The 24,181-nt window shown below is 67.3% G+C and carries 23 protein-coding genes; 11 read left to right on the top strand and 12 right to left on the bottom strand.

Annotation, left to right across the window (positions count from 1 at the left end; translation table 11 throughout):
- Positions 1-36 precede the first annotated feature (36 nt).
- Positions 37-1,428, top strand: a complete 1,392-nt coding sequence (locus tag ROJ8625_RS14630) for an aminotransferase family protein (RefSeq protein WP_085792636.1) — start codon at positions 37-39, stop codon at positions 1,426-1,428.
- The gene (locus ROJ8625_RS14625; RefSeq protein ID WP_234984278.1) at positions 1,425-2,126 is read left to right on the top strand and encodes a GNAT family N-acetyltransferase; all 702 of its coding nucleotides are present in this window, start codon (positions 1,425-1,427) and stop codon (positions 2,124-2,126) included. Before ROJ8625_RS14630 ends, ROJ8625_RS14625 begins: the two co-directional genes overlap by 4 nt.
- On the opposite strand, the gene ROJ8625_RS14620 is transcribed toward ROJ8625_RS14625, so the two are convergent.
- From ROJ8625_RS14620 to ROJ8625_RS14610, 3 genes are all read right to left on the bottom strand, one after another.
- A complete protein-coding gene (locus ROJ8625_RS14620) occupies positions 2,112-3,800 on the bottom strand; it encodes a BCCT family transporter (protein ID WP_085792635.1) in 1,689 nt (562 codons plus the stop codon). The two genes, ROJ8625_RS14625 and ROJ8625_RS14620, sit on opposite strands and share 15 nt — an antisense overlap.
- 273 nt (positions 3,801-4,073) lie before the next feature.
- Entirely contained in the window at positions 4,074-4,361 is a 288-nt protein-coding gene (locus ROJ8625_RS14615; protein ID WP_085792634.1) for an HU family DNA-binding protein, read from the bottom strand.
- A gap of 127 nt (positions 4,362-4,488) precedes the next feature.
- Complete coding sequence (locus ROJ8625_RS14610; RefSeq protein ID WP_085792633.1) at positions 4,489-5,973, bottom strand: AMP nucleosidase; 1,485 nt, start codon at positions 5,971-5,973, stop codon at positions 4,489-4,491.
- A gap of 124 nt (positions 5,974-6,097) precedes the next feature.
- On the opposite strand from ROJ8625_RS14610, the gene ROJ8625_RS14605 reads away from it, so the two are divergent.
- Entirely contained in the window at positions 6,098-7,081 is a 984-nt protein-coding gene (locus ROJ8625_RS14605; RefSeq protein ID WP_085792826.1) for a DNA topoisomerase IB, read from the top strand.
- Positions 7,082-7,191: 110 nt separating this feature from the next.
- Here ROJ8625_RS14605 and ROJ8625_RS14600 read toward each other — a convergent pair whose 3' ends face one another.
- Complete coding sequence (locus tag ROJ8625_RS14600; RefSeq protein ID WP_085792632.1) at positions 7,192-8,061, bottom strand: branched-chain amino acid aminotransferase; 870 nt, start codon at positions 8,059-8,061, stop codon at positions 7,192-7,194.
- A gap of 165 nt (positions 8,062-8,226) precedes the next feature.
- Here ROJ8625_RS14600 and ROJ8625_RS14595 point away from each other — a divergent pair, with 165 nt between their 5' ends.
- From ROJ8625_RS14595 to dxs, 6 genes are all read left to right on the top strand, one after another.
- Positions 8,227-8,736, top strand: a complete 510-nt coding sequence (locus tag ROJ8625_RS14595) for a MarR family winged helix-turn-helix transcriptional regulator (protein ID WP_085792631.1) — start codon at positions 8,227-8,229, stop codon at positions 8,734-8,736.
- A gap of 40 nt (positions 8,737-8,776) precedes the next feature.
- Positions 8,777-9,478, top strand: coding sequence for a response regulator (locus ROJ8625_RS14590; protein ID WP_085792630.1), 702 nt, complete (start codon positions 8,777-8,779; stop codon positions 9,476-9,478).
- A gap of 81 nt (positions 9,479-9,559) precedes the next feature.
- Positions 9,560-10,483, top strand: a complete 924-nt coding sequence (locus ROJ8625_RS14585; protein WP_085792825.1) for a histone deacetylase family protein — start codon at positions 9,560-9,562, stop codon at positions 10,481-10,483.
- Entirely contained in the window at positions 10,480-10,722 is a 243-nt protein-coding gene (locus tag ROJ8625_RS14580; RefSeq protein WP_085792629.1) for an exodeoxyribonuclease VII small subunit, read from the top strand. The genes ROJ8625_RS14585 and ROJ8625_RS14580 overlap by 4 nt, the downstream gene beginning before the upstream one ends.
- Positions 10,722-11,588 (top strand): polyprenyl synthetase family protein, encoded by an 867-nt coding sequence (locus ROJ8625_RS14575; RefSeq protein ID WP_085792628.1) that lies wholly within the window; start codon positions 10,722-10,724, stop codon positions 11,586-11,588. The genes ROJ8625_RS14580 and ROJ8625_RS14575 overlap by 1 nt, the downstream gene beginning before the upstream one ends.
- Positions 11,589-11,641: 53 nt before the next feature.
- Positions 11,642-13,567, top strand: a complete 1,926-nt coding sequence (gene dxs, locus ROJ8625_RS14570) for a 1-deoxy-D-xylulose-5-phosphate synthase (RefSeq protein WP_085792627.1) — start codon at positions 11,642-11,644, stop codon at positions 13,565-13,567.
- Positions 13,568-13,598: 31 nt separating this feature from the next.
- On the opposite strand, the gene ROJ8625_RS14565 is transcribed toward dxs, so the two are convergent.
- Both ROJ8625_RS14565 and ROJ8625_RS14560 read right to left on the bottom strand, forming a co-directional pair.
- On the bottom strand, positions 13,599-14,216 hold the full coding sequence (locus tag ROJ8625_RS14565) for an exopolysaccharide biosynthesis protein (RefSeq protein WP_085792626.1): 618 nt from the start codon (positions 14,214-14,216) through the stop codon (positions 13,599-13,601).
- 11 nt (positions 14,217-14,227) lie between these two features.
- Positions 14,228-15,094, bottom strand: coding sequence for an SDR family oxidoreductase (locus ROJ8625_RS14560; protein ID WP_085792625.1), 867 nt, complete (start codon positions 15,092-15,094; stop codon positions 14,228-14,230).
- A gap of 164 nt (positions 15,095-15,258) precedes the next feature.
- Here ROJ8625_RS14560 and ROJ8625_RS14555 point away from each other — a divergent pair, with 164 nt between their 5' ends.
- Complete coding sequence (locus ROJ8625_RS14555) at positions 15,259-15,753, top strand: lytic transglycosylase domain-containing protein (RefSeq protein ID WP_085792624.1); 495 nt, start codon at positions 15,259-15,261, stop codon at positions 15,751-15,753.
- Positions 15,754-15,866: 113 nt separating this feature from the next.
- Here ROJ8625_RS14555 and ROJ8625_RS14550 read toward each other — a convergent pair whose 3' ends face one another.
- The 6 genes from ROJ8625_RS14550 to ROJ8625_RS14525 form a co-directional block, all read right to left on the bottom strand.
- Positions 15,867-16,844, bottom strand: coding sequence for a phosphatase domain-containing protein (locus tag ROJ8625_RS14550; RefSeq protein WP_085792623.1), 978 nt, complete (start codon positions 16,842-16,844; stop codon positions 15,867-15,869).
- Complete coding sequence (locus ROJ8625_RS14545; RefSeq protein ID WP_143535144.1) at positions 16,844-18,001, bottom strand: ABC transporter permease; 1,158 nt, start codon at positions 17,999-18,001, stop codon at positions 16,844-16,846. The genes ROJ8625_RS14550 and ROJ8625_RS14545 overlap by 1 nt, the downstream gene beginning before the upstream one ends.
- A 43-nt stretch (positions 18,002-18,044) precedes the next feature.
- A complete protein-coding gene (locus ROJ8625_RS14540; protein WP_085792621.1) occupies positions 18,045-19,754 on the bottom strand; it encodes an ABC transporter permease in 1,710 nt (569 codons plus the stop codon).
- Entirely contained in the window at positions 19,751-20,044 is a 294-nt protein-coding gene (locus ROJ8625_RS14535) for a DUF1330 domain-containing protein (protein WP_085792620.1), read from the bottom strand. The genes ROJ8625_RS14540 and ROJ8625_RS14535 overlap by 4 nt, the downstream gene beginning before the upstream one ends.
- 149 nt (positions 20,045-20,193) lie before the next feature.
- Positions 20,194-21,300, bottom strand: a complete 1,107-nt coding sequence (locus ROJ8625_RS14530; protein WP_085792619.1) for an extracellular solute-binding protein — start codon at positions 21,298-21,300, stop codon at positions 20,194-20,196.
- A gap of 132 nt (positions 21,301-21,432) precedes the next feature.
- On the bottom strand, positions 21,433-22,533 hold the full coding sequence (locus ROJ8625_RS14525; RefSeq protein ID WP_085792618.1) for an ABC transporter ATP-binding protein: 1,101 nt from the start codon (positions 22,531-22,533) through the stop codon (positions 21,433-21,435).
- 450 nt (positions 22,534-22,983) lie between these two features.
- Here ROJ8625_RS14525 and ROJ8625_RS14520 point away from each other — a divergent pair, with 450 nt between their 5' ends.
- Positions 22,984-24,180: a M24 family metallopeptidase gene (locus ROJ8625_RS14520; RefSeq protein ID WP_085792617.1), complete on the top strand. Its 1,197-nt coding sequence runs from the start codon at positions 22,984-22,986 to the stop codon at positions 24,178-24,180.
- Position 24,181 lies beyond the last annotated feature (1 nt).

Genomic DNA, 24,181 nt, shown 5'->3' with positions numbered 1-24,181 from the left:
CGCGCCCCCGGCCCCTGCCCCCCGAGGAGCCCCGCCATGGACGGCACGCTCGAGCCGAACGACTTCAGCCATATCGTGACCGCGGACAAGCGGCATGTCTGGCACCACCTGAGTCAGCACAAGCCGTGGGAGACGTCGGATCCCAATATCCTGATCGAGGGCAAGGGGATGCGCGTCTGGAACCAGGCGGGGAAAGAGCATCTCGATGCGGTGTCGGGCGCCGTCTGGACGGTCAATGTCGGCTATGGACGCGAGCGCATCGCCAAGGCGGTCTATGACCAGATCCTGAAGATGAACTATTTCGCCGGGGCCGCGGGCACCGTGCCCGGCGCGCTGTTCGCCGAACGGTTGATCGAAAAGATGCCGGGGATGAGCCGGGTCTACTACTGCAACTCGGGGTCCGAGGCGAACGAGAAGGCGTTCAAGATGGTGCGCCAGATCGCGCACAAGCGCCATGGTGGCCGCAAGCACAAGATCCTGTTCCGCGACCGCGACTACCACGGCACGACGATCGGCTGTCTCTCGGCCGGCGGGCAGGACGAGCGCAACGCGCAATACGGCCCCTTCGCACCGGGCTTCGTGCGCGTGCCGCACTGCCTCGAATACCGCAGCCACGAACAGGACGGCGCGCCGGAGGACAACTACGGCGAATGGGCCGCCGACCAGATCGAGGCGGTGATCCTGCGAGAGGGGCCCGATACGATCGGTGCCCTGTGCCTGGAGCCCGTCACCGCCGGCGGCGGCGTGATCCCGCCCCCCGAGGGCTACTGGCAAAAGGTGCAGGAGATCTGCCGCAAGTACGACATCCTCCTGCATATCGACGAAGTCGTCTGCGGCGTCGGCCGGACCGGCACGTGGTTCGGCTACCAGCAATACGGCGTCGAGCCCGACATGGTGACGATGGCCAAGGGCGTGGCGTCGGGCTACGCGGCCATCGCCTGCCTGACCACGACCGAGGAGGTGTTCGACCTCTTCAAGTCGGACGAAAGCGATCCGATGGACTATTTCCGCGACATCTCGACCTTCGGCGGATGTACCGCCGGGCCGGCCGCGGCGCTGGAGAACATGGCGATCATCGAGGACGAGGGCCTGCTCGACAACACGACCGCGATGGGCGCCTACATGCTCGAGCGGCTGGGCGCGTTGCAGGACCGGCACGCCGTCATCGGCGACGTGCGCGGCAAGGGCCTGTTTCTCGGCGCGGAACTGGTGAGCGATCGCGCGACGAAAGAACCGGTGCCGGAAGCGCAGGTCAAGGCGGTGGTCGGCGATTGCATGAAGCAGGGCCTGATCATCGGCGCGACGAACCGGTCGGTGCCCGGCAAGAACAATACGCTGTGCTTCTCGCCCGCGCTTATCGCCACCAAGAGCGATATCGACGCCATCGTGGATGGCTTGGACGGCGCGTTGGGTCGCGTTTTCGGGTGACGGTCACGAACGCGCTGGGGCAACCCGTCGGCGCGCCGGTCGCGCTCGACCTGCCCCGGCCGTTGCCCCCGAGCACGCCGATGCGGGGTCGCACCTGTTCGGTCGTGCCGTCGACGCCCGATCACGCGGACGCGCTCTTCGCGGCCTATTCAGACGATGCCGAGGGCCGGAACTGGACCTACCTCCCGGTCGACCCGCCGCGCGATATCGCGGAGATGCGCGCACGGCTCGAGCAGATGCAGGCCAGCGCAGATCCGCTGTTTCACACGGTCCTCGATTCCGCAGGCACGCCGCTCGGTACCGCCAGCTACCTGCGGATCAATCCGGAGGCCGGCAGCCTCGAGGTCGGCTGGATCACTTTCTCGCCGCGGCTCCAGCGCACCGTCATGTCGACAGAGGCGATGGTCCTTATGATGGCGCGCGCCTTCGACGAGCTCGGCTACCGCCGCTACGAATGGAAATGCGATGCGCTGAACGCACCGTCGCGCGCGGCGGCCGACCGGCTCGGTTTCACGTACGAAGGCACGCACCGGCAGGCGACGGTGACCAAGGGGCGCAATCGCGACACAGCGTGGTTTTCGATTCTCGACAGGGAATGGCCGCCCCTGAGGGCGGCCTTTCGGGCTTGGCTCGATCCGGCCAATTTCGATGCGGGCGGACGGCAGCGCGCCCGCCTGTCAGATCTACTCGGCGGGTGACGGTTCGGCGGCGCCGCCGCTGCTTCGTGCGGTGTCGTAGACCGAACTCGCGTTCTCCTCCTTGTGCAGGTCGGACGGCTGCGGACGCGGACCCACCGAGACGTAGTCGAGCTCCTCTTCCATCAGGCCAAGGATCACCGCCGGGATCATCATGAAGACGAGGCAGAAGATCGGCAGCCCGACCACCGTGATGACCTGCTGCAAGGCTGTCAGGCCGGCCTGGCCTGCAAGCACGATCAACAGGATCGCGATCGTGCCCTCCGCGATCCCCCAGAACAGCCGCTGCTGAACCGGTCCGGCCTCGGCCTCGCCGGTGCACAGCATGTCGACGACGAGCGACGCGGAGTCGGACGACGTGGCGAAGAAGATCGCCACGACGAGCACCGCGAAGCCTTGGAGGAAGGTCGCGAACGGGAAATTCTCGAGGAAGGCGAACATTGCCAGCGGGATCGAGTCCGACACCGCCTGGCTCAGCTGGCCCGCGGCCTCGCCCATCTGCTCGCGGCTTTCCGCGCCGATGCCGTCGAAGCCCATCGCCTGCCAGCCGAATATGGCGAACCAGATCAACGTGAAGAGCGACGGCGCCAGCAGGACGCCCATGACGAATTCTCGGATCGTCCGGCCATAGGAGATGCGCGCCACGAAGAGACCCATGAAGGGCGACCACGTCACGGTCCAGGCCCAGTAGAACACGGTCCACGACCCCTGCCAGCCCCAGCCTTCGGTGTCGGGCGTTCGATCGGCCAGCATATCGTTCCAGAAGGCGAGCCGCGGCAGGTTCGACAGGTAGAGGCCCGCCGTTTCCACGATCCCGCGCAGCAGGAACAGCGTCGAACCGGCGACCAGAACGAACAGCATCAAACCGATGGCCATGCCGATGTTCAAGTTCGACAGAACCCGCACGCCATTGTCGAGGCCGGCGACGATCGAACCCACCGCCACGGCCGTCAGGATCGCGATGATGATGATCTGAACGCCCGGCCCGTCGCCGGTGCCCATGAGTTCGTTCAGGCCCGCGGCCACCTGGCTCGACCCGAGTCCAAGCGAAACCGCGACGCCGAACAGCGTGCCGAGAATCGCGACGACGTCGATCGTCTTGCCGATCGGGCCGTGGATGCCCTCTCTCAGGAGCGGGTAGAACACCGAGCTTACCCGCACCGGCAGCTGGTAGCGGTAGATGAAGTAGGCAAAGGCCAGCCCCGGCAGCGTGAAGATCGTCCAGGTGTGCAGTCCGAGATGGTAGAGCGCGATCGAGATCGCGTCCTGCGCCGCCTCGGCCGAATGCGGCTCCACGCCTGGCAGCGGTGGCGTCGCGAAGTGGCTCATCGGCTCGGCCACGCCCCAGAACATGAGCACGGTCCCGATGCCGCCGGCAAAGAGCATCGTGAACCACGAGATGTTGCCGTATTCGGGCCGGGCCGCGCGCCCGCCGAGGCGGATGTGCCCGTAGCGGCTGCACGAAACCCAGATCAGGAAGCCAAGCCAGACGTTGACGCCGAGGATGAAGAACCAGCCGAGATTGGTGACGATCCACGATCGCGCCGCGGCGAACCCGTCTCCGATCGCATCGGTGAAGATCACCAGCACCAGGGCGAAAAAGACCATGAAGATGGCGGCGGAAAAGAAAATGACGGGATCGGTCTTCAGACCGAGGCGGCGGGCAAGATCTTCCAAGATCAGTCTCCAATACGCTTGCTGGAACGTACCGCCGCACCCGCGGGATGGTGCCGCGTATGAGAAAAACAACCCGGGCGCCGTGACCCGGTTCCGCGTCAAGGGAAAAGATGTTCCAAATGTATAGTTTTAAACCGGAAGAATCTTTCTTCGGCGCCGATTGCAAGTGTCCTCGGCGCCTGCCGCCCGCGTGGCAGAAGCGCGCGATCGTCGCGCAGAAATGGAAAAGGCCGCCCGAGGGCGGCCTGTCCATCGAGCACCGAAGTGCGAGGATCAGACGTTCACGCTGTCCTTCAGGGCCTTCGCAACGGTCACTTTGACCTGCTTGTCGGCGTCCTTCTTGAACTGCTCGCCGGTCGCGGGGTTGCGCACCATGCGCTCGGGACGCTCGCGGCAATAGATCTTGCCGACGCCCGGGAGGGTCACCGCGCCACCGTCGGCGACTTCCTTGGTGATGATGCCGGTCAGCGCATCGAGCGCGGCGCCAGCCGTCTTCTTGTCGCTGCCCATCTCTTCTGCGAGAGCTGCCACGAGCTGCGTCTTCGTCATTGCCTTCGCCATTCAGTCGGCCTCCTTACCGCCACAGGTCTTGCGCCATATCGCGCCGAATAAACTCAATCTTGAGTGAGAACACAAGAAATTGCGGTGCGCCAGTGCGGAATCGCGCACAGCGCGTCGCAAATCCTCATCAAAGAAATGCTGTTTCATAAAAGCTGCGCAATTTCCGGCTGTGGATACGCTCAAGCGGCATCTCGCGCAACTGCTCCATGGCATGGATGCCGATCAGCAGATGCCGTGCCACCTGCGTGCGGTAGAAGTCCGTGGCCATCCCGGGCAGCTTCAACTCACCGTGCAACGGCTTGTCGGACACGCACAGGAGCGTCCCGTAGGGCACCCGGAACCGGAAACCGTTGGCCGCAATGGTTGCGCTTTCCATGTCGAGCGCAATGGCCCGCGACTGCGATAGCCGCTGGACCGGCCCCGACATGTCGCGCAGTTCCCAGTTGCGGTTGTCGACGCTGGCGACCGTTCCGGTCCGCATCACGCGCTTGAGCTCGTAACCCGACAGCTCCGTGACCTCGGCCACTGCGGTCTCGAGCGCGACCTGGATCTCGGCCAGCGCCGGGATCGGCACCCAGACCGGCAGGTCGTCGTCGAGCACCCGGTCTTCGCGCAGGTAGGCATGCGCCAGCACGAAATCGCCCAGCGACTGCGAATTGCGCAGCCCCGCACAATGCCCGACCATCATCCAGGCATGGGGGCGCAGCACGGCGATATGGTCGGTCGCGGTCTTCGCGTTCGACGGCCCGACGCCGATGTTGACAAGCGTGATGCCCGCCCCGTTCGGCCGCTTCAGATGATAGGTCGGCATCTGCGGCATCTTAAGGACCGGCGCGATCTCGGCCTCGGCATCGGTGATCTCGACGTTCCCGGTCGACACGAAGCTGGTGTAGCCGCTGTCGGAATCGGCCAGCATCTTGCGGGCGAAGGCCTCGAACTCACTGACGTAGAACTGGTAGTTCGTGAACAGCACGTGGTTCTGGAAGTGCTCTGGATCCGTCGCGGTGTAATGCGCGAGCCGCGCGAGCGAATAATCGACCCGCTGTGCGGTAAAGAGCGCGAGCGGTTCGGTTCCGTCGACCTCCGGCGTGTGGGTGCCGTTGACGATGTCGTCGTTCGTGGAGGTGAGGTCCGGCACGTCGAACACGTCGCGCAACGGAAACGCGGCGGCGCCTTCCTGCGGCACGGTGATGTCCGACTTCGCGGCCACCGCGAAATGGATCGGGATCGGCACCGACGACGGGCCGACCTGCACCGGAACTCCGTGCATGCGGATCAGAAGCTCGAGCTGCTGGCGCAGGTAATGCTCGAACAGGTCGGGCCGGGTGATCGTGGTGGCGTAGGTGCCGGGCGCGGCGACGTGGCCGAAACTCAGCCGGCTGTCCATTTTGGAATGGCTGGTCGTGGTGATGCGCACTTCGGGGTAGAAGGCGCGCTGGCGCATGCCCGGGTGTCCCTCGCGCATCGCCGTCTCGAACGCGCCGGTCAGGAAATCGACCGCCTCGTCGTAGAGTGCGGCAAGGCAGGCCACGGCCTCTTCCGGGTCATCGAACGTCCGGGGCGCGTGTGCGGCCGGCGTTCTGATCTCGATATTTCCCGGAATGTCCTGCATCGTCTGTCCTGTCCGCCCCAGTTGGCGCGCAAGATGGCAGGGGGCCGGGCGGGCTTCAAGCGTGCCGATGCGGCAGGCCACGTGCCGGCATGGAACGGCGCAGCGGCGCCGGCGTTACCGCGCCATGCCGACGACGCCAGACCTTCTCTACTACCCGGACAGCCGCCCCGGGATCCGCCGTCGGCGGCGCGGGCGCGGCTGGTCCTACATCGCGCCCGATGGCACCACGATCGACGACCGGGCCGAGCGGCGCCGGCTCAACGCGCTCGCCGTTCCGCCAGCCTACGAGGACGTGTGGCTGTGCCCCGAACCGCTGGGCCATCTTCAGGCGACAGGCCGCGATGCAAGGCGGCGCAAGCAGTATCGCTACCACCCGGACTGGACCGCCTTCCGCGCCAAAGCGAAATTCGACCACCTCGCCGATTTCGGCCGCGCGCTGCCGGGCCTGCGCCGCCGGGTCCTCGACACCCTTCGCGAAGGCCGCGCCGGCGACCACGCCTTCGCGATCGCCGCGGTTCTGGCGCTGCTCGACCGCGCGGACCTTCGCGTCGGCAATTCCGACTACACGCGCGAGAACAAGACCTTCGGTGCGACGACCCTGCGCCCTCGGCATCTGCGGCTCGACGGCGGAACGCTCCGGCTCGACTTTCCGGGCAAGGGCGGAACGCAGGTGCAGAAACGACTGCGCGACCGCACGCTGGAGCGCACGCTGTCGCGGCTCGACGATCTTCCCGGTCCGACACTGGTGTCGTGGATCGACGAGGACGGCGCGCCGCGCGCGGTAACCTCGGACGAGGTCAATGCCTTCCTGTCCGGCCAGATCGGGGCGGACGGCGTGACCGCCAAGACCTTCCGGACCTGGACCGGCTCTGTCGTCGCGCTCGAGACCGCGCTGGCGCAGGAAAAGCCGACGATCAAGGCTCTGGCCGAGGCCGCGTCGACCCGGCTGTGCAACACACCGACGATTGCCAGGAACTCCTACATCCACCCCGACGTGGTGGCGCTGACCGAGGAAAGCCCGTCGGCGCGGGCCGCGCTCGCCCGCGACGCGCGGGAGGTTCACGGCCTGCGCCAGGCGGAGGCCGTGCTTCTGCACCTGATCGGCTAACGCCTCACGCCGTGGGCCTCGGTATGAGCGGCCGAGACAAGGGTTTTGGCGCGCGCAGCACCCCCGCGCGGCCCGGGACGTGCCGCCGCGCGCACAACAGCGGTCGTGACTCAGCTGCGCACCTTCTTCTCGTAGGCGTCGGCGATGTCGCGCGCCATCGCGCCCACCTCGAAGGTGTAGTCGCCGATCTGGCCAACAGGGGTGACTTCGGCCGCGGTGCCGGTGAGCCAGCACTGCTCGAAGCCCTCGAGCTCCTCGGGCATGATGTGGCGCTCGTGGACCTTGACCTGCCGCTCCTCCAGAAGGCCCAGAACCGTCTGACGAGTCAGCCCGTTGAGAAAGCAGTCCGGCGTCGGCGTGTGCACCTCGCCATCCTTGACGAAGAAGATGTTGGCGCCGGTCGCCTCGGCAACGTAGCCGCGATAGTCGAACATCATCGCGTCCGAGCACCCCTTCGCCTCGGCGGCGTGCTTGGACATCGTGCAGATCATGTAGAGGCCGGCGGCCTTGGCGTGGCTCGGCGCCGTTTCGGGCGACGGACGCTTCCACTTGGCGATGTCGAGCTTGGCGCCGCGCGTCTTGGCGTCGCCGTAGTAGCTGCCCCATTCCCACGCCGCGATGGCCAGCCGCACGGGGTTGCGCTTGGACGCGACCCCCATGTCCTCTCCTGCGCCGCGCCACGCGACCGCGCGGACATAGGCATCGGTCAGGCCGTTGGCCTGCAGCACCTCGGCCTTGGCGGCCTCGATCTCGTCGACGGTGTAGGGGATCTCGAAATCGAGCTCGCGGGCGGAATAGTGCAGCCGCTCGGAATGCTCGCGCGACAGGAAGATCTTGCCACCGTAGGCGCGCTCGCCCTCGAAAACCGAGCTGGCGTAGTGCATCGCGTGTGTGAGGATGTGCACGTTCGCGCCGCGCCAATCCACCATTTGGCCGTCCATCCAGATCGTGCCGTCCCGATCATCATACGCCCCAGCCATCCCGCGAGCTCCCTACCTGCGTTTGCGTTTGTTGCGCATCTTGCGTCCGATCCGGACACAAAATGTCGCAAAACCTGCGAGTCGCTACCAGTCACCGCTTGGAATGTCAACAAGGCTGACGTAAAGTGCCCGCAAAGACGGCGGACGACGAACGGGGATCAGACCATGGGCGAGGCCGAACGCGCGGGACCACAGGGCGGCGAGGCGCTGCTGTTTCTCACCGATGAGCAATTGCGCCAGGGCATCGAGGCGATGTTCTTCGCCTATCGCGGATTTACCGCAGACCCCGACCGCATCCTCGCCACGCTGTCCTACGGGCGCGCGCACCACCGGGCGATCCACTTCATCCACTGCGTGCCCGGCACCACGGTGAACAACCTTCTGTCGATCCTCGGGGTGACCAAGCAATCGCTCAATCGCGTGCTGCGCACGCTCATCGCCGACGGCCTCGTGGAGAGCCGGGTCGGCCGGCTCGACAAGCGCGAGCGGCATCTCTACCTGACCGAGCGCGGCGAGGGGCTGGAACGCCAGCTCTCGGACGCGCAGCGGGCGCGCATGCGCCAGGCCTATCGCCAGGCCGGGCCCGAAGCCGTCGCCGGTTTTCGCAAGGTGCTGGAAGCGATGATGGATTCCGAGCAGCACCGACAGTATCGTGCGCTTCGGGACAGCCGCTGAAGCGGCGACGCGCACGGCGCGGAAGACGGAGGGGACGGCCATGAGCGATCCGGATGCGCATCTGCTGATCGTGGACGACGACGAACGGATCCGCGGTCTGCTGCAGAAATTCCTGATGCGCAGCGGCTTCATGGTCAGCGCCGCACGCGACGCGGCGCATGCGCGGCGCATCCTGTCGGGCCTCGATTTCGATCTCATCGTTCTCGACGTCATGATGCCGGGCGAAGACGGGGTTTCGCTCACCCGCTGGCTGCGCGAGACGCGCACGACGCCGATCCTCCTGCTCACCGCGAAGTCAGAAACCGACGACCGCATCGCGGGGCTGGAGGCCGGCGCGGACGACTACCTCGGCAAGCCGTTCGAGCCGAAGGAACTGCTGCTGCGGATCAACGCGATCCTGCGCCGGATGCCCGAACCGCCCGCAGGCGAGACCTCGCCCAAGCTGCTGACGCTCGGGCCGATCCGCTACGACATCGAACGCGGGGAGATGTGGCGCGGCGAGGATCCGGTGCGCTTGACCGCGACCGAGAGCCATTTGATGCGGATCTTCGCGGCGCAGCCCGGCGAAGCGCTGTCGCGCACGAAGCTCGTGGAGGATCTCGGACGCGATCGCGGCCAGAGCCAGGAGCGCGCGGTCGACGTCCAGATCACCCGGCTGCGGCGCAAGATCGAGGATGACCCGAAACAGCCCCGCTACCTGCAGACGGTGCGCGGGGCAGGCTACATGCTCTCGCCCGACTGATCGGCCCGATCATCGGCGAAGACGCCCGCAAGGGCGGATCGAGCCTTGCCCGCGCGCCCGCTTTCGGGTGTCCTGCCGGCCATGACCGCACTCCTGACTCATGCCGAAGGGTTGTCTCACATTACGCCCGACGGCCATCCCGAACGCGCCGCCCGGCTCGACCATGTGCTTCACGCGCTCGAACCGCTCGACCTCGACCGCGTGACTGCGCCTCTGGCCGAGATCGAGGATCTCGAGCGCTGCCACCCGCGTGGCTACATCGACGCGGTCCGCGCGAAGATCCCGTCGCGCGGAAGCGTGCCGCTCGACGCCGACACTTGGGTCTCGCCGGGGTCGTGGTCGGCGGCGTTGCGCGCCGTGGGCGCGGCCACGCGCGCCGTCGACATGGTGCTGGCCGGCGACGCGCCGAACGCGTTCTGCGCCACGCGGCCGCCCGGCCACCACGCGGAGACCGAGCGCGCAATGGGCTTCTGCCTTTTCGGGACGGTCGCCATCGCCGCCAAGCACGCGCTAGACGCGCACGGCCTGTCCCGGGTGGCGGTCGTCGATTTCGACGTTCACCACGGCAACGGCACGCAGGATCTGCTCTGGACCGAAGAGCGCGCGCTCTTCGTGTCGTCGCACCAGTCGCCGCTCTGGCCCGGATCGGGCAGCGAGCAGGAGCGCGGCGCCCACGGCCAGATCTGCAACCTGCCGCTCGCCCCCGGAACCGACGGCGCGGTCATGCGCCGCCGCTACGAGGATCACGTCTTTCCGCGTCTGCGCGAGTTCGCGCCGGAGCTCCTGCTGATCTCGGCCGGGTTCGACGCCCACGAGGACGATCCACTGGCCAATCTCGGGTGGGAGACCGAGGATTTCCGCTGGCTCACACGTGCGCTTTGCGAGGTCGCGGACGAGGTCTGCGGCGGCCGCGTGGTCTCGACACTCGAGGGCGGCTATGATCTTTCGGCGCTCAGCGAAAGCGCCCGCGCGCATGTCGAGGAACTGAGGGAGGCCGGCCGATGACCGAGACCGCGATCGAGGAGATGAGCTTCGAGCAGGCGATGGCCGAACTCGAGCGCGTGGTCGGCCAGCTGGAGCGCGGCGACGTCGCTCTCGAAGACTCGATCAAGCTCTACGAGCGCGGCGCTGCGCTGAAGAAGCGGTGCGAGGCGAAGCTCAAGGAAGCCGAGGAGAAGGTCGCCGCGATCACGCTCGACGCCGATGGTCAGCCCACGGGCACGAAGCCGGTCGACTCCCTCTGATGTCCTTCGACACCGAGCTTGCGGAGGCGCAGTCGGCGATCGGCGACGGCTTCGACCGTCTCTTTGCCGCGACGCCGGATCTGCCCCTGCACCGCGCGATGCGTCACGCCGTGAGCGGCGGCAAGCGACTGCGCGGGTTCCTCGTGGTCGCGGGCGCGCGGCTGCACGGGGCGGAGGACGCGCTGAATCCGGCGCTCGCGATCGAGGCGATCCATGCCTACTCGCTGGTGCACGACGATCTGCCGGCGATGGACGACGACGACGTGCGCCGGGGACAGCCGACGCTGCACCGCGCCTTCGACGAGGCGACCGCGATCCTCGCGGGGGACGCTCTGCAGACGCTTGGTTTCGAGCTGTGCCTCGCGCCCGGATGCCATCCGGACGCCGCCGTGCGCGCCGATCTCGCGTTCTCGCTGGCGCGCGCGTCGGGCGCTGACGGCATGGTCCTGGGTCAGGCGCTCGACATCGCCGCCGAAAGCGCGGCGGATCCGCTCGACCTCGACGGAATCACACGGTTGCAGGCCGGCAAGACCGGCGCTCTGATCGGCTGGGCCGCAGAGGCCGGCCCGCGCCTTGCCGGAGCCGACATCGCCCCGATGCGGGCCTACGCGCAGGCGCTGGGCCTCGCTTTCCAGATCACCGACGATCTGCTGGACCACGAGGGCGACGCCGGCGAGATGGGCAAGGCCGTCGGCAAGGATGCCGGCGCCGGCAAGGCCACCTTCGTGTCGCTACTCGGCGCGGACGGTGCCCGCGCCCGCGCGTCGCAGCTGGTGGACGAGGCCTGTGACGCCCTAGCTCCCTACGGCAAGGAGGCTGCGAGCTTGATCGCCGCCGCCCGCTTCGCTATCTCGCGGCGCAGCTGACCGGCCCCTCACGCCCTGTCCGCCCGCGCGCAACGAAGGAGACGCGCCAGCCCATGTCCGACCGTCCGCTTACCCCGCTTCTCGATCGCGTGGCCACGCCCGCCGATCTCAAGGCCTTCTCCGACATGGAGCTGCGCCAGGTCGCCGACGAGCTTCGCTCGGAAACGATCTCGGCCGTCAGCGAGACGGGCGGCCATCTCGGGGCCGGTCTCGGCGTCGTGGAACTGACCGTCGCCCTGCATGCCGTTTTCGACGCGCCGAGGGACAAGATCGTCTGGGACGTGAGCCACCAGACCTATCCGCACAAGATCCTGACGGGGCGGCGCGACCGCATCCGCACGATCCGTCAGAAGGACGGACTTTCGGGTTTCACCAAACGCAGCGAAAGCCCCTACGACCCGTTCGGAGCGGCCCACAGCTCGACCTCGATCTCTGCGGCGCTCGGTTTCGCCACGGCGCGGGATCTGGGCGGCGATTGCGACACCGGCCATGGCGACGCCATCGCTGTGATCGGCGACGGCGCGATGTCGGCCGGGATGGCCTACGAGGCGATGAACAACGCGGGACACATGGGCAAGCGGCTGATCGTCATTCTCAACGATAACGAGATGTCCATCGCGCCCCCGACCGGGGCGATGTCGACCTACCTGTCGCGCCTCTACACCGAGGCGCCGTTCCACACGCTGAAGGACGCCGCGAAGGGCGCCGTGTCCTTCCTGCCCGAGCCGTTCCGCGAGGGTGCGAAACGGGCCAAGGACATGATCAAGGGCATGGCGATGGGCGGCACGCTCTTCGAGGCGCTCGGGTTCAGCTATCTCGGGCCGATCGACGGCCACGACATGAACCAGCTCCTGCCCGTGCTGCGGGCCGTGAAGGCGCGCGCGCACGGCCCGATCCTGCTGCACGTGCTGACCAAGAAGGGCAAGGGGTACAAACCGGCGGAGGAACGCGCGGACCGCGGGCACGCGACCGCGAAGTTCGACGTCTCCTCGGGCGAGCAGAAGAAATCCAAGCCGAACGCGCCCGCCTACACCAAGGTGTTCGCCAACGCGCTGCTGGCGGAGGCCGAGGCGGATCACCGGATCTGTGCCGTGACGGCGGCCATGCCCGACGGCACCGGCCTCGACGTCTTCGGCGCCACCTACCCCTCTCGCACATTCGATGTCGGCATTGCCGAACAGCACGCGGTCACGTTCTCGGCCGGCCTCGCTGCCGGCGGCATGCGCCCCTTCGCGGCGATCTACTCGACGTTCCTGCAGCGCGGCTACGACCAGGTGGTGCACGACGTGGCGATCCAGCGCCTGCCGGTGCGATTCGCGATCGACCGTGCCGGACTGGTCGGCGCCGACGGCGCTACGCACGCCGGCAGCTACGACGTGGCCTACCTTTCGAACCTGCCGGGCTTCACCGTGATGGCCGCCGCCGACGAGGCCGAGCTTGTCCACATGGTCGCGACGGCCGCCGCGCACGACGACGGGCCTATCGCGTTCCGCTATCCGCGCGGCGAAGGCACGGGGGTCGAGATCCCGGGCAAGGGCACGCCGCTGGAGATCGGGAAGGGCCGGATCATCCGCGAGGGCAAGGGCGTCGCGCTCCTGTCCTTCGGGGCCCGGCTGAAGGAAGTGATCGAGGCGACCGACGCGCTCGAGGCGCGGGGCCTGCGCCCGACCATCGCCGACGCGCGTTTTGCCAAGCCGCTAGACCGCGAGCTGATCCTCGACCTTGCGCGCGACCACGAGGCGCTGATCACGATCGAGGAAGGCGCCGTCGGCGGATTCGGCAGCCACGTCGCGCAGCTTCTGGCAGAGGAAGGCGTGTTCGACACCGGGCTGAAGTTCCGCTCGATGGTGCTGCCCGACACCTTCATCGATCAGGCCAGCCCCGCCGACATGTACACGGTCGCCGGGCTGAACGCCGAGGATATCGAGGCGAAGGTCCTGTCGCTCATGGGGGTCACCCGGATGGACCGGCGCGCCTGATCGCGGTCGCCGCCGTGCCGCCCTTTCGGCCTCAGACGACGCCCTGCCAGATCGCCGTCGCCACGGCGAGGACACCGGCGACGGTGACGTAGCCCGCGATGATGTAAAGGCCGTCGCGAATCATCAGCCCGATCGCGAAGAGCGACACCGCCGTCGCGCCGAAGGAGGTGAAGAACGGCAGAAGCTCCAGCGCCGGCCACGTCATGGCCGTCAGCAGGATCGCCACCAGCGCCCCGGTCGAGAACGGGAAGCGTGACAGCATCCGCCAGCGGTTCCGGCTGTGGCGATCGACCCAGGCGGCCGGTTTCTTCAGGAAATCGAGGCCCTGTCGCAGCCGTTCGGCCCCGATGCGGCGCCGCCGCAGAAACCCGGGAAGCCACAGGTGGTCGCGCCGCGCCAGCGCCTGCACGGTGATGGTCACGATGACCAGCGCGCCGATGGTCGGCGTGCCGGGAATGCCCGACACCGGCGAGATAAGAATGAGCGCAGGCACCAGGATCGCGGCCGGGAACGACCGGTCGCCGATCTTCTCGAGGATTTCCTGCACCGAGACCGTCTTGTCCCCGGGCTCTGGCCGGATGCGCGCCAAAAGCTCGCCGAGCGAGGTCACCGGCGCGCCACCACCCGCTGCCATGGACGTGTCCTTCATGGGTTCGCCGTTCAGGCCGGTTCGGTTTCGAGGAGCGATTGCAGCCCCGTGCGGTAGTCCGGATAGGCCAGCGTCACGCCCAGCTCCGCCTTCATCCGGTCGTTCGCCACGCGCTTGTTGTCGCTGTAGAAGCTTCGCGCCATCGGCGACATCTCGGCCTCGTCGAACGGCACCTCCGGCGGCGCCGGCAGGCCGAGAAGCTCGGCCGCGTAGGCCAGCACATCCTGCGGCGGCGCCGGGTCGTCATCGCAGACATTGTAGACCGCGCCGGGATTCGGCCGTTCGATCGAGGCGGCGAGAACTGTCGCGATGTCCTCGACATGGATGCGGCTGAAGACCTGGCCGGGTTTGACGATGCGGCGCGCGGTTCCCTTGCGGACCTTTTCGAACGGACCGCGACCGGGGCCGTAGATTCCGGCCAGCCGGAACACGTGCAGCGGCAGCTGCGGGATCGCGCCCCAGGCGGCCTCGGCCTCCACCCGCTTCTCGCCACGCGATGTCGCCGGGTGAAGCGGCGTGGTCTCGTCGACCCACGCGCCGTGGTGGTCGCCGTAGACGCCGGTGGTCGAGAGGTACCCGGCCCAGTAGAGATCGGACGCCGCCGCCTCGATCGCGTCACCGGCCAGCATCAGGGCCGGATCGCCCTCGTCGTCCGGCGGCACCGAGACGAGCAGGTGTGTCGCCTCCGGCAGCGCCTCGGCGATCGCCTCGCGGGACCATTCGACGGGCTCGACGCCGTCGGCGCGGAGCGTTGCGGCCTTCTGCGGGTCGCGCACGGTTCCGCGGACGCGCCACCCCTCCGGTATCAACCGGCGAGAGAGCGCCTGCGCGGAATACCCGTGCCCGAGGCAGAGCAGCGTGGGATGTCGTTCACTCATGCATCAAAGATGCGGCTCGCGCGCCCGTTTGACAAGCGGTGCGGGTGTGCCTTCCGTCGGCGGGCCTCCGCCGAGGGCCCCGCCCCCGCGCGCTTTTGCGTCTCGCGGCGCGTCGCCTCCGTGGTATCTCGTCCCGCAAGAACAACGATCGGGACAGTTTCTCCATGCGCCTGCCTGTCGCACTCGCGTGCCTCTGCGCCGCGCTGTCGCTCACCGCCTGCGGGGCCGTCGGCCCGCTGGACGAGACCGAGAGCCGAAGCTTCGCCGCCGTCACCCCGGCGCTGCCGCTTCACCCCAACGAGACGCCCGAGCTGCGGCAACTCATCAACGAGTATTCCGACCTCTACGACGTGCCGCGGCCGTTGGTGCACCGGGTCATCGTGCGCGAGAGCACGCACCGACCCAAGGCCCGCAACGGCCCGTATTACGGATTGATGCAGATCCTGCCGGCGACGGCCCGCACGATGGGCTTCCGCGGGCAGCCTTCCGACCTGCTCGATGCCGAGACGAACCTGCGCTACGCGGTCAAGTACCTGCGCGGCGCGTGGATGGTGTCGGACGGCAGCTACGACCGGGCGGTCGGCTGGTACGCGCGCGGCTACTACTACGAGGCCAAGCGGCGCGGGATGCTCGTCGAGACCGGGCTCCGGCCCGGCTGAGGCCTGCGTGGGGGCTCTGCCCCCACACCCCCGGGGTTTCCGGCAAGATGAAGCGGCCGCCGGCGCGTGGTATGGCGCGGTGTCCTCAACCCGCCGGATGACGCTCGGGCCGCTCAGATGGTCGCGTCAACCGCGGAATAGTCCGGTCCGTGATCGACGCGGACGCCCATCGCCTCGAGTTGACGGATGCGCGCGAGGTCGCGGCGGTCGGCGCCGCGACCGGGCTCGCGCAGGATCACCCGGGCGATGCGGCCGGAATGCCGCTCGGCGGCGGCGAGATAGACCTTGGGGTCGTGCTGGCCGGTGTCGCCGACGAGCACCGCCGGCAGATCGGGATGCGCGCCGAGCAGCGCGTCGATCGCCGCGCCCTTGTGATCGCCGTGGGTGCCGGAGATGAACTGCGTCTTCGAGATGCCAAGATCGCGCAGGAAGATCGGCGCCTTGGGCACATCGTGCCGGTCGAGGATCCGGCGCAGGAAGTGGTGCAGGTTCCAGGGGCTCGACGAGACGAAGAAGACCGGCGCACCGGCCGCGGCGAACGCCTTCATCAGAGTGACCGCGTCGGGAAAGACGTGCCGGGTCATGGCGTTGCCGGTGAGCGAGGTCCAGAGATTGCGCGCGAGCGAGTAGGCGCCGGTCTCGAGCACGGTGTCGTCGATGTCGGAGATGACGAAAAACGGCGCGGCGGGGTCGACCACCAGCGCCTCGAGCGTGGCGCCGTCGCCGCCCTCGACCTCGACCGGCTCGGCGTGCCAGCCGGGCGCGGCGCCGTCGCGCGGCAGTGCGAGAGTGAAATAGCCTTCCTCGTCGGTGCGTGCATCGACCCCACGGGCCGTGACCCGGCGCTCGGCCACCTCGCGGGTGAAGAACAGGCCGATCATCTGCCGCAGGTTCACGAGCCACGACGCCTCGGGCGCCGGCGTCGTGCGGCGCAGCGATGTGAGAACGCGCCCGCGCAGGAGGATCGTCTCGGGCGTCGCGTAGCCCAGGTACGGGTCGATCACCACGCTGTCCGGCGTGCGACGGAGAAAGACCCGTTCGAGCGCCTGCTCGACCGGGTGCGCGATCCGGGCGAGCAGCCGTTTCGGCATCAGCCGGGGCTCATGCCGCGGATCTTCTCGGAGCGCCGGCGCAGCAGTTCGACAGTGGTCAGAAGCGCGATGGAGATGCCGACCAGGATCGTCGCCACCGCGAGGATCGTCGGCGAGATCTGCTCGCGCAGACCGGTGAACATCTGCCAGGGCAGCGTCTGCTGCTGGGCGGAGCCGACGAACAGCACGATGACCACCTCGTCGAAAGAGGTGATGAAGGCGAAGAGACCTCCGGAGATCACGCCCGGCAGGATCAGCGGCATCTGAACCTTGAAGAAGGTGGTGACCGGGTTCGCCCCGAGATTGGCCGAGGCCCGCGTGAGCGAGCGGTCGAACCCGACGAGCGTCGCCGTCACGGTGATGATGACGAAAGGAATGCCGAGCGCGGCATGCGCGAGGATCACCCCGAGATAGGTGCCCTGCAGGCCGATCCGGCTGTAGAAGAAGTACATCCCCGCCGCCGAGATGATGAGCGGCACGATCATCGGCGAGATCAGGATCGCCATGATCACCTGCCGTCCCGGAACGTGCGGCTGGCTGAGGCCGATGGCCGCGAGCGTGCCGAAAGTCACGGCGAGGAGCGTCGCGATCGGCGCGATGATGAGCGAGTTCCGCAACGCCTGCTGCCATTCCGAGGAATCGAAGAAGTTGCGGTAGTGCCGCAGCGAGTAGCCCTCGGGGTCGAAGGCCAGCATCTCGGGCGTGAAGGTGAAGAAGTTCTCCGCGTTGAAGGACAGCGGCATCACCACGAGGATCGGCGTGATGAGAAATACGAAGATCGCGCCGCAGAGCACCCGGAAGCTGTAGTGCCAGAGCACCTGGCCGCCGGTCAGGTAGGGCGGCAGGGTCATGCGGTAGCGGCACCGCCCCACCCAGTAGATGAACCAGCCGATGAACCAGCCGAAGAGGCCGCCCACGATCAGCCCGGGAAGCCCGCCGATCAAAAGGCCTGCAACGGCGAAGAGCGCGATCACGCCCCACTTGAAGCTTCGTTCCTGCGCCGTTCCGAGATAGGCCATGGCGAGGTAGGCGAGCGCCGCGGTGAGCGCGGCGCCGAGCGCGATGCCGGCGAAGCCGGATCCCTGGGCGGTGCCCACGAAGAGGCCGAAGAACGCCCCGGCCGCCGCGACCACGCCGCAGGTGAAGCCGTAGGGCATGGTCCGCGTTTCGGTGATGACCACGTCAGATGTCGACATGTCCTCAGCCCCCCAGCTTCACGTTGTCGATGCCGACGATCCGGTCGTAGGCCCAATAGAGGATCAGAACCACCGCAAGGAGGATCGTGCCGAGCGCGGCGGCGAGCCCCCAGTTGAGCGAGGACGAGATATGGTAGGCGATCCGGTTCGAGATGAACGTGCCGGTGGTGCCGCCGACGATCTCGGGCGTGATGTAGTAGCCGATGGCGAGGATGAAGACGAGGATCGACCCCGCCCCGATCCCGGGCACCGATTGCGGGAAGTAGACCCGTCGGAACGCGGTGACGTTGGTGGCGCCGAGCGACTTCGCCGCGCGCACGTAGGAGGGCGGGATCGTCGACATCACCGAGTACATCGGCAGGATCATGAACGGCAGCAGGATGTGCGTCATCGCCACGATGGTGCCGAACTGGTTGTTGATCATCACCAGACGGTTCGCATCCCCGACGAGGCCGAGCCAGACCAGCACGTCGTTGATGACGCCCTGCTGCTGAAGCATCACCTTCCACGCGCTCGTGCGCACAAGCAGCGACGTCCAGAACGGCAGCAGCACGAGGATCATCAGCAGGTTGGCGGACCGCATCGGCAGGTTCGCAAGAAGATAGGCGATCGGATAGCCGAGCAGGATGCAGCTGAACGTGATGACGAGCGACATGAACATGGTGCGTTTGAACAGCAGCCCGTAGATCCGCTCGTCCTCGTCGCGCAGTCCGGCGCCCTCGGGCGTGAGCTGCATGTCGACGGCATTGAGGAAATACCCGCTGGTATAGTTCGGCGAAAACGCCTCGAGCGTGCCCCAGATGCGCGGATCGCCCCAATCCTCGTCGACGGAAAGGAAGAACTCCTTGGTGGTCTGCGTCTCGAAATCCGCGACGGCGGCGTCGGCCTCCTGCAGAAGCTCGGCGTGCGGACCGGAATAGTTCGCGACATCTTCGTTCATCAGGTCGGTGTAGAGCCCGGTATAGACGCGGCTCCACGGCTCTTCGTCGAGCGGGGATTCCTGGTCCTCCGTGCGGATGAACTCGACGAAGTTGAGGAAGCTGCGGGTCGTTTCGGGCAGGAGCGTCGCCACACCCTCGCGCAGCTGGAACTCCGGCAGCGGGTCGCCCGACTCCTCGTCCCAGGCGCGCTGCTCCTCGAGCCACTGGTCGGAGCCCATGAGCTCGGCCCAGACGACCTCTTCCTCCCAGGCCTCGTTCAGCTCCTCGAACTGGTCGAGATAAGCGTCGCCCAGATCCTCGACGCTGCGTCCGGTCTGCCGGAACAGGGACGAAATCCCCGTGGTCTCGTAGTTGAGACGCGAGCCCAGACGAGTGTGCTCCCGGCGCTCGGCGGCGAGGAACAGATCGTCGTAGAGCGCGTCGAAGACCGGCTCGTCCGGCGCCTCGCCGCTTTCGTAGTCCCAATCCTGCAGCGCCTCGACGGTGCGTGGCAGCGTGTCCGACACGATCTGGTTCTCGACCGAGCGGAACAGCATGTCCGCGATCGGCGCGACGAAAGTCAGAAGAACGAAGAGCAAGAGCGGCGCGATCAGCATCAGCGCGCGGAGCTTCTGGATCCGCAGCGACCGCGCGAGCGATTTCTTGAGCGGCGTGCCGTCCGCGGCGAGCATCCGGCCCTGCGCGTCGACGTTGTCGAGCGCCTTGGCCTGCGCCAGCGGGTCGTCCGGTGTCGGGCCCTCGATCTTGCCCGGATCGGCGGTGGCGTCACTCATCGGTCCATCCCCTCCACGACCAGGATCACGCTGTCCGCGGTGCGCCGCCGGATCTCGGCGACCTCCTGGTAATCACTGTCGTTGTAGGCGGCGAGCGCCGCGTCGTAGCTGGGGAACTCGATCACCACGTGGCGGTCGTGGGTGTCGCCCTCGACGATCTCGGAGCGGCCGCCGCGGACGATGAAGCGTCCGCCGAGTCCCTCGAGGATCGGCGTGTCCCGCTCCACGTATTCGCGATAGGCGTCGGGATCGCGAACGGTGATGTGGGCGATGATGTAGCCCTTGGGCATCGGGGTTCCCTGTCGGTGTCGCGCGCCGTTGCGTCGGCGCGTCGTGTCGGCTGGATGCCCGCCGGCGACGATGCGCCGGCGGACGGGACCCGGGCGAACGCGACGCCCCGGTCGGATCTCGGCCGGCGGGGCTCAGCCCGCCGCGTGCCTTACTGCGCGAGCCACGACTGGAACTTCGCGTCGATGTCGTCGCGGTAGTCGGCCCAGAACTCGTAGTTGTAGAGGAACGTGTTCTCCGAGTTCGCCGGGTCGGTCGGCATGTGCTGCTTCATCTCTTCGGGCACGAGCGGCGCGGAGGTGTCGCGCGCGGGGCCGTAGGAGATGTAGTTGGCCTGATCGGCGAGGCGCTGGGTGTCGGTCGCGAAACGCACGAAGTCCAGCACGCGGTTCAGCCGGTCTTCCGGCAGACCCTCGGGGATGATCCAGCCGTCAAGGTCGAACACCTGGGCGTCCCACATCATGCCGACCGGCTGGTCCTGCTCCTCGATCACCGAATAGAGGCGGCCGTTATAGGTCGAGCCCATGAAGACCTCGCCGTCGGCGAGAAGCTGCGGCGTGTCGGCGCCGGCCGACCACCAGATCACCTCGTCCTTGATCTCGTCGAGCTTGGCGAGCGCCTGGTCCTGGCCCTCTTCGGTGGCCAGCACGTCATAGACCTCGTCCTTGGCGACGCCGTCGCAGAGCAGGGCCCATTCCATGTTGTTGATCGGGCGACGCTCCAGCGCGCGCTGGCCGGGATAGGTCTCGAGATCCCAGACATCGCAGATGTCGTTCGGCGGCTCGGCACCATCGGGCACCATGTCGGTGCGGTAGCCGAAGGTCGTAGAGTAGACGATCTGCGGGATGTAGCAGTCCGACACGATCAGGTCGCCGAAGTCGTCCGTGGGGTCGACTTCCTCGCCGCTCTCGGTTTCGCCGGGAGCGAGGATCTCGTCGTGATCGACCTCCATCGCGAGGCCCTCGTCGCACAGACGGATGGCATCGGAGGCCACCACGTCCACGAGGTCCCAGGTGATGTTGCCGGCTTCGTTCATGGCGCGGAGCTGCGCCACCGCCTCGTTCGAGCTCTCGTCCCAGGTCACGGAGACATCCGGGTTCATCTCGAGATACGGCACGACATAGGCCTGCTGCTGGCTGTTCTGGTATGCGCCGCCCCAGCTCACCAGCGTCATGCTGTCAGCCATTTCCTGAGCGGCAACCGCGCCGCCGGCCAGCGTCAGCGCGGTGGTAGCAAGAAGCGTCTTGGTCATCTTCATTCGTTTCTCCCTAGATCACCCGTTCGGGATTTGACGGGCCGGCGCCACGGGCGGGACAGCGGCCCTGTCGGGTGCGTCGGGCAGTCGGGGCGCCCGTTATCGGGCACGGGCCGACCGCCCGATGCGATCACGTCAACTCGCGTCGAGCGCGCGGCAATCCTCGGGCAGCCATCCGATCTGGATGGTCTCCCCGGGAGAGAGCCGCTTCTGGTCGGCCCGATTGCGCGTCTTGACGATGAATTCGTCGTGGCCCGCCACCGACAGGCGCGTGCGGAACACGTCGCCCATATAGATGAATTCGCGGACCTCGGCGGTGAGGGTATGGGCGTCGGGCCCGAGTTCCGGATTGAACTCGACCCGCTCCGGGCGGATCGACACGCGGGTCCGCTCGCCTTTCTGCGACACGTTCACCGGCATCGCGTCGATGACGTCGCCGCTGTCGAGCTTGACCGTGCAGCGGTTGCCGCCGATTTCCTCGATGACACCTTCGAGCGTGTTGTTCTCGCCGATGAACTGCGCCACGAAACTGTTCTGCGGCGCTTCGTAGAGCTCGTCCGGGGGCGCGAGCTGCTGGATGCGGCCATCGTCGAACACCGCGACGCGGTCCGACATCGTCAGCGCCTCGGTCTGGTCGTGCGTGACGTAGACCACCGTGATGCCCAGGTCGTCGGCGATACGCTTGATCTCGAACTGCATGTGCTCGCGCAGCTGCTTGTCGAGAGCGCCCAGCGGCTCGTCCATCAGCACCAGCTCGGCCTCGAACACCAGCGCCCGCGCGAGCGCGATCCGCTGCTGCTGACCGCCGGAGAGCTGGGCCGGCCGGCGGCCGCCGAAGGCGCCCATCTGCACCATCTCCAGCGCGCGCTTCACCTTCTGCTCGCGCTCCGACTTGGCCATGCCGCGCACCTCGAGCGGGAACGACAGGTTCTCGGCCACGGTCATGTGCGGAAACAGCGCGTAGTTCTGGAACACCATTCCGATCCCGCGCTTGTGCGGCGGGATGTTGTTGATCGGTTTGCCGTCGAGCTTGATTTCCCCGTGCGTCGCCGTCTCGAAGCCCGCAAGCATCATCAGGCACGTCGTCTTGCCGGAGCCCGAGGGGCCAAGCATCGTCAGGAACTCGCCCTTCGGCATTGCGAGGTTGAGATCCTTCACGACGAGCGTTTCGCCGTCATAGCTCTTTTGCACGCGCTCGAACGCGACGAAGGCGTCGCTCTCAGCCGATGTCCCCAAGGCTGCACTCCCTGATATGTCCGCGGGTTATCCCGCTTGTCTGGTCTCCGACTAAACCGCCCGCGAGAAAATTATGCAACTCTCTCATGCGGACAGGCGTAATCCCTGTGCGGAAACGGTCGATCCGCCCAGATATCGGGCGCACGACGGGACGTTTGTGTGCGGTGTCCGGCGGATCGTGCCGGATCGCCCGCGCGACGTCCCGTCGCACCCAGGCGCCGGCAGCGCCGGGGCGGAGCGACAGGATTCGCCATCAGACGGTCCGATCGGGCCGTGATGCCGCCACGATGTACACAACTTGGGTTCGCAGTAAGCAGTGCGCCTCGAAAAATGCCGGAATTTTTGGCAACTTGTCCGGAAACGGCATGTGATGTCGCGTTCCGACCACCCTAGATGTACACAAGTCGGCAGGCTGAATGGAGTTCATCGTCGGTCAGAAAGGCTTTGCCCATGATGTATCATCGCTTCTCGAAAGACCTCCCCTTCTCGGAAGAGGAGTATACGCGGCGCCTCGACAAGACCCGCCGCGCGATGGAGCGATCCGGGCTCGACGTCCTGTATGTCACCGACCCGTCGAACATGGCGTGGCTCACCGGCTATGACGGCTGGTCGTTCTACGTGCACCAGGGCGTGCTCGTCTTTCCCGACGCCGACCCGATCTGGTGGGGACGCAACCAGGATTCCAACGGCGCGGTCCGCACCGTCTGGATGGGTGACGACCGGGTGATCGGCTACGCCGACAACTACGTCCAGTCGACGGAGCGACACCCGATGGAGGACCTCGCCAGCCGCATCGTCGGCATGGGGTACGAAAAGGCGCGCATCGGCGTGGAGCTCGACAACTACTACTTCTCGGCGCGTGCCTACATGACGATGGCCGGGGAACTGCCCGACGCCACGCTCCTCGACGCGACGGCGCTGGTGAACTGGCAGCGCGCGGTGAAGTCGGAAGAAGAGCTGGTCTTCATGCGCCGCGCCGCGAAGATCTCGGAAAAGATCATCGACGGCCTCGTGGAGCGGGTAGAGCCCGGCGTTCCCAAGAACGACGTCGTCGCCGAAGTCTTCCGCGACGCGATCACCGGCATCGACGGCCACTGGGGCGACTACGCGGCGATCGTGCCGCTGCTGCCCTCGGGCTCGGACGCGGCGGCGCCGCACCTTACCTGGGACGGCCGCCCGTTCAACGCCGGCGAGGCCACGTTCTTCGAGATCTCCGGCTGCTACCGCCGCTATCACGCGCCGTTGTGCCGCACGATCTTCCTCGGAGAGCCGTCGGACATCTTCAAGCGCGCCGAGGCGGCGCTGGTCGAGGGGCTGGAGGCCGGTCTAGACGCCGCGCGCGCCGGCAACCGCGCGTGCGACATCGCGAACGCACTGGCCGCACCGCTGGAATCCGCGGGCATCGAACGGGGCGCCCGCTGCGGCTACCCGATCGGACTGTCCTACCCGCCGGACTGGGGCGAGCGCACGGTGTCCCTGCGCTCGGAGGACGAAACCGTGCTGGAGCCCGGCATGACCTTCCACTTCATGCCCGGCCTGTGGATGTCGGACTGGGGGCTCGAGATCACGGAGTCGATCCTCATCAAGGACGAGGGTCCGGCCGAGACGTTCTGTCAGCGCCCCCGCAAGATGTACGTGAAGGACTGAC

It is taken from the genome of Roseivivax jejudonensis (assembly GCF_900172265.1).
GTDB classification, from domain to species: Bacteria; Pseudomonadota; Alphaproteobacteria; order Rhodobacterales; family Rhodobacteraceae; genus Roseivivax; species Roseivivax jejudonensis.
This window is presented reverse-complemented; position numbering and strand designations above follow the sequence as displayed.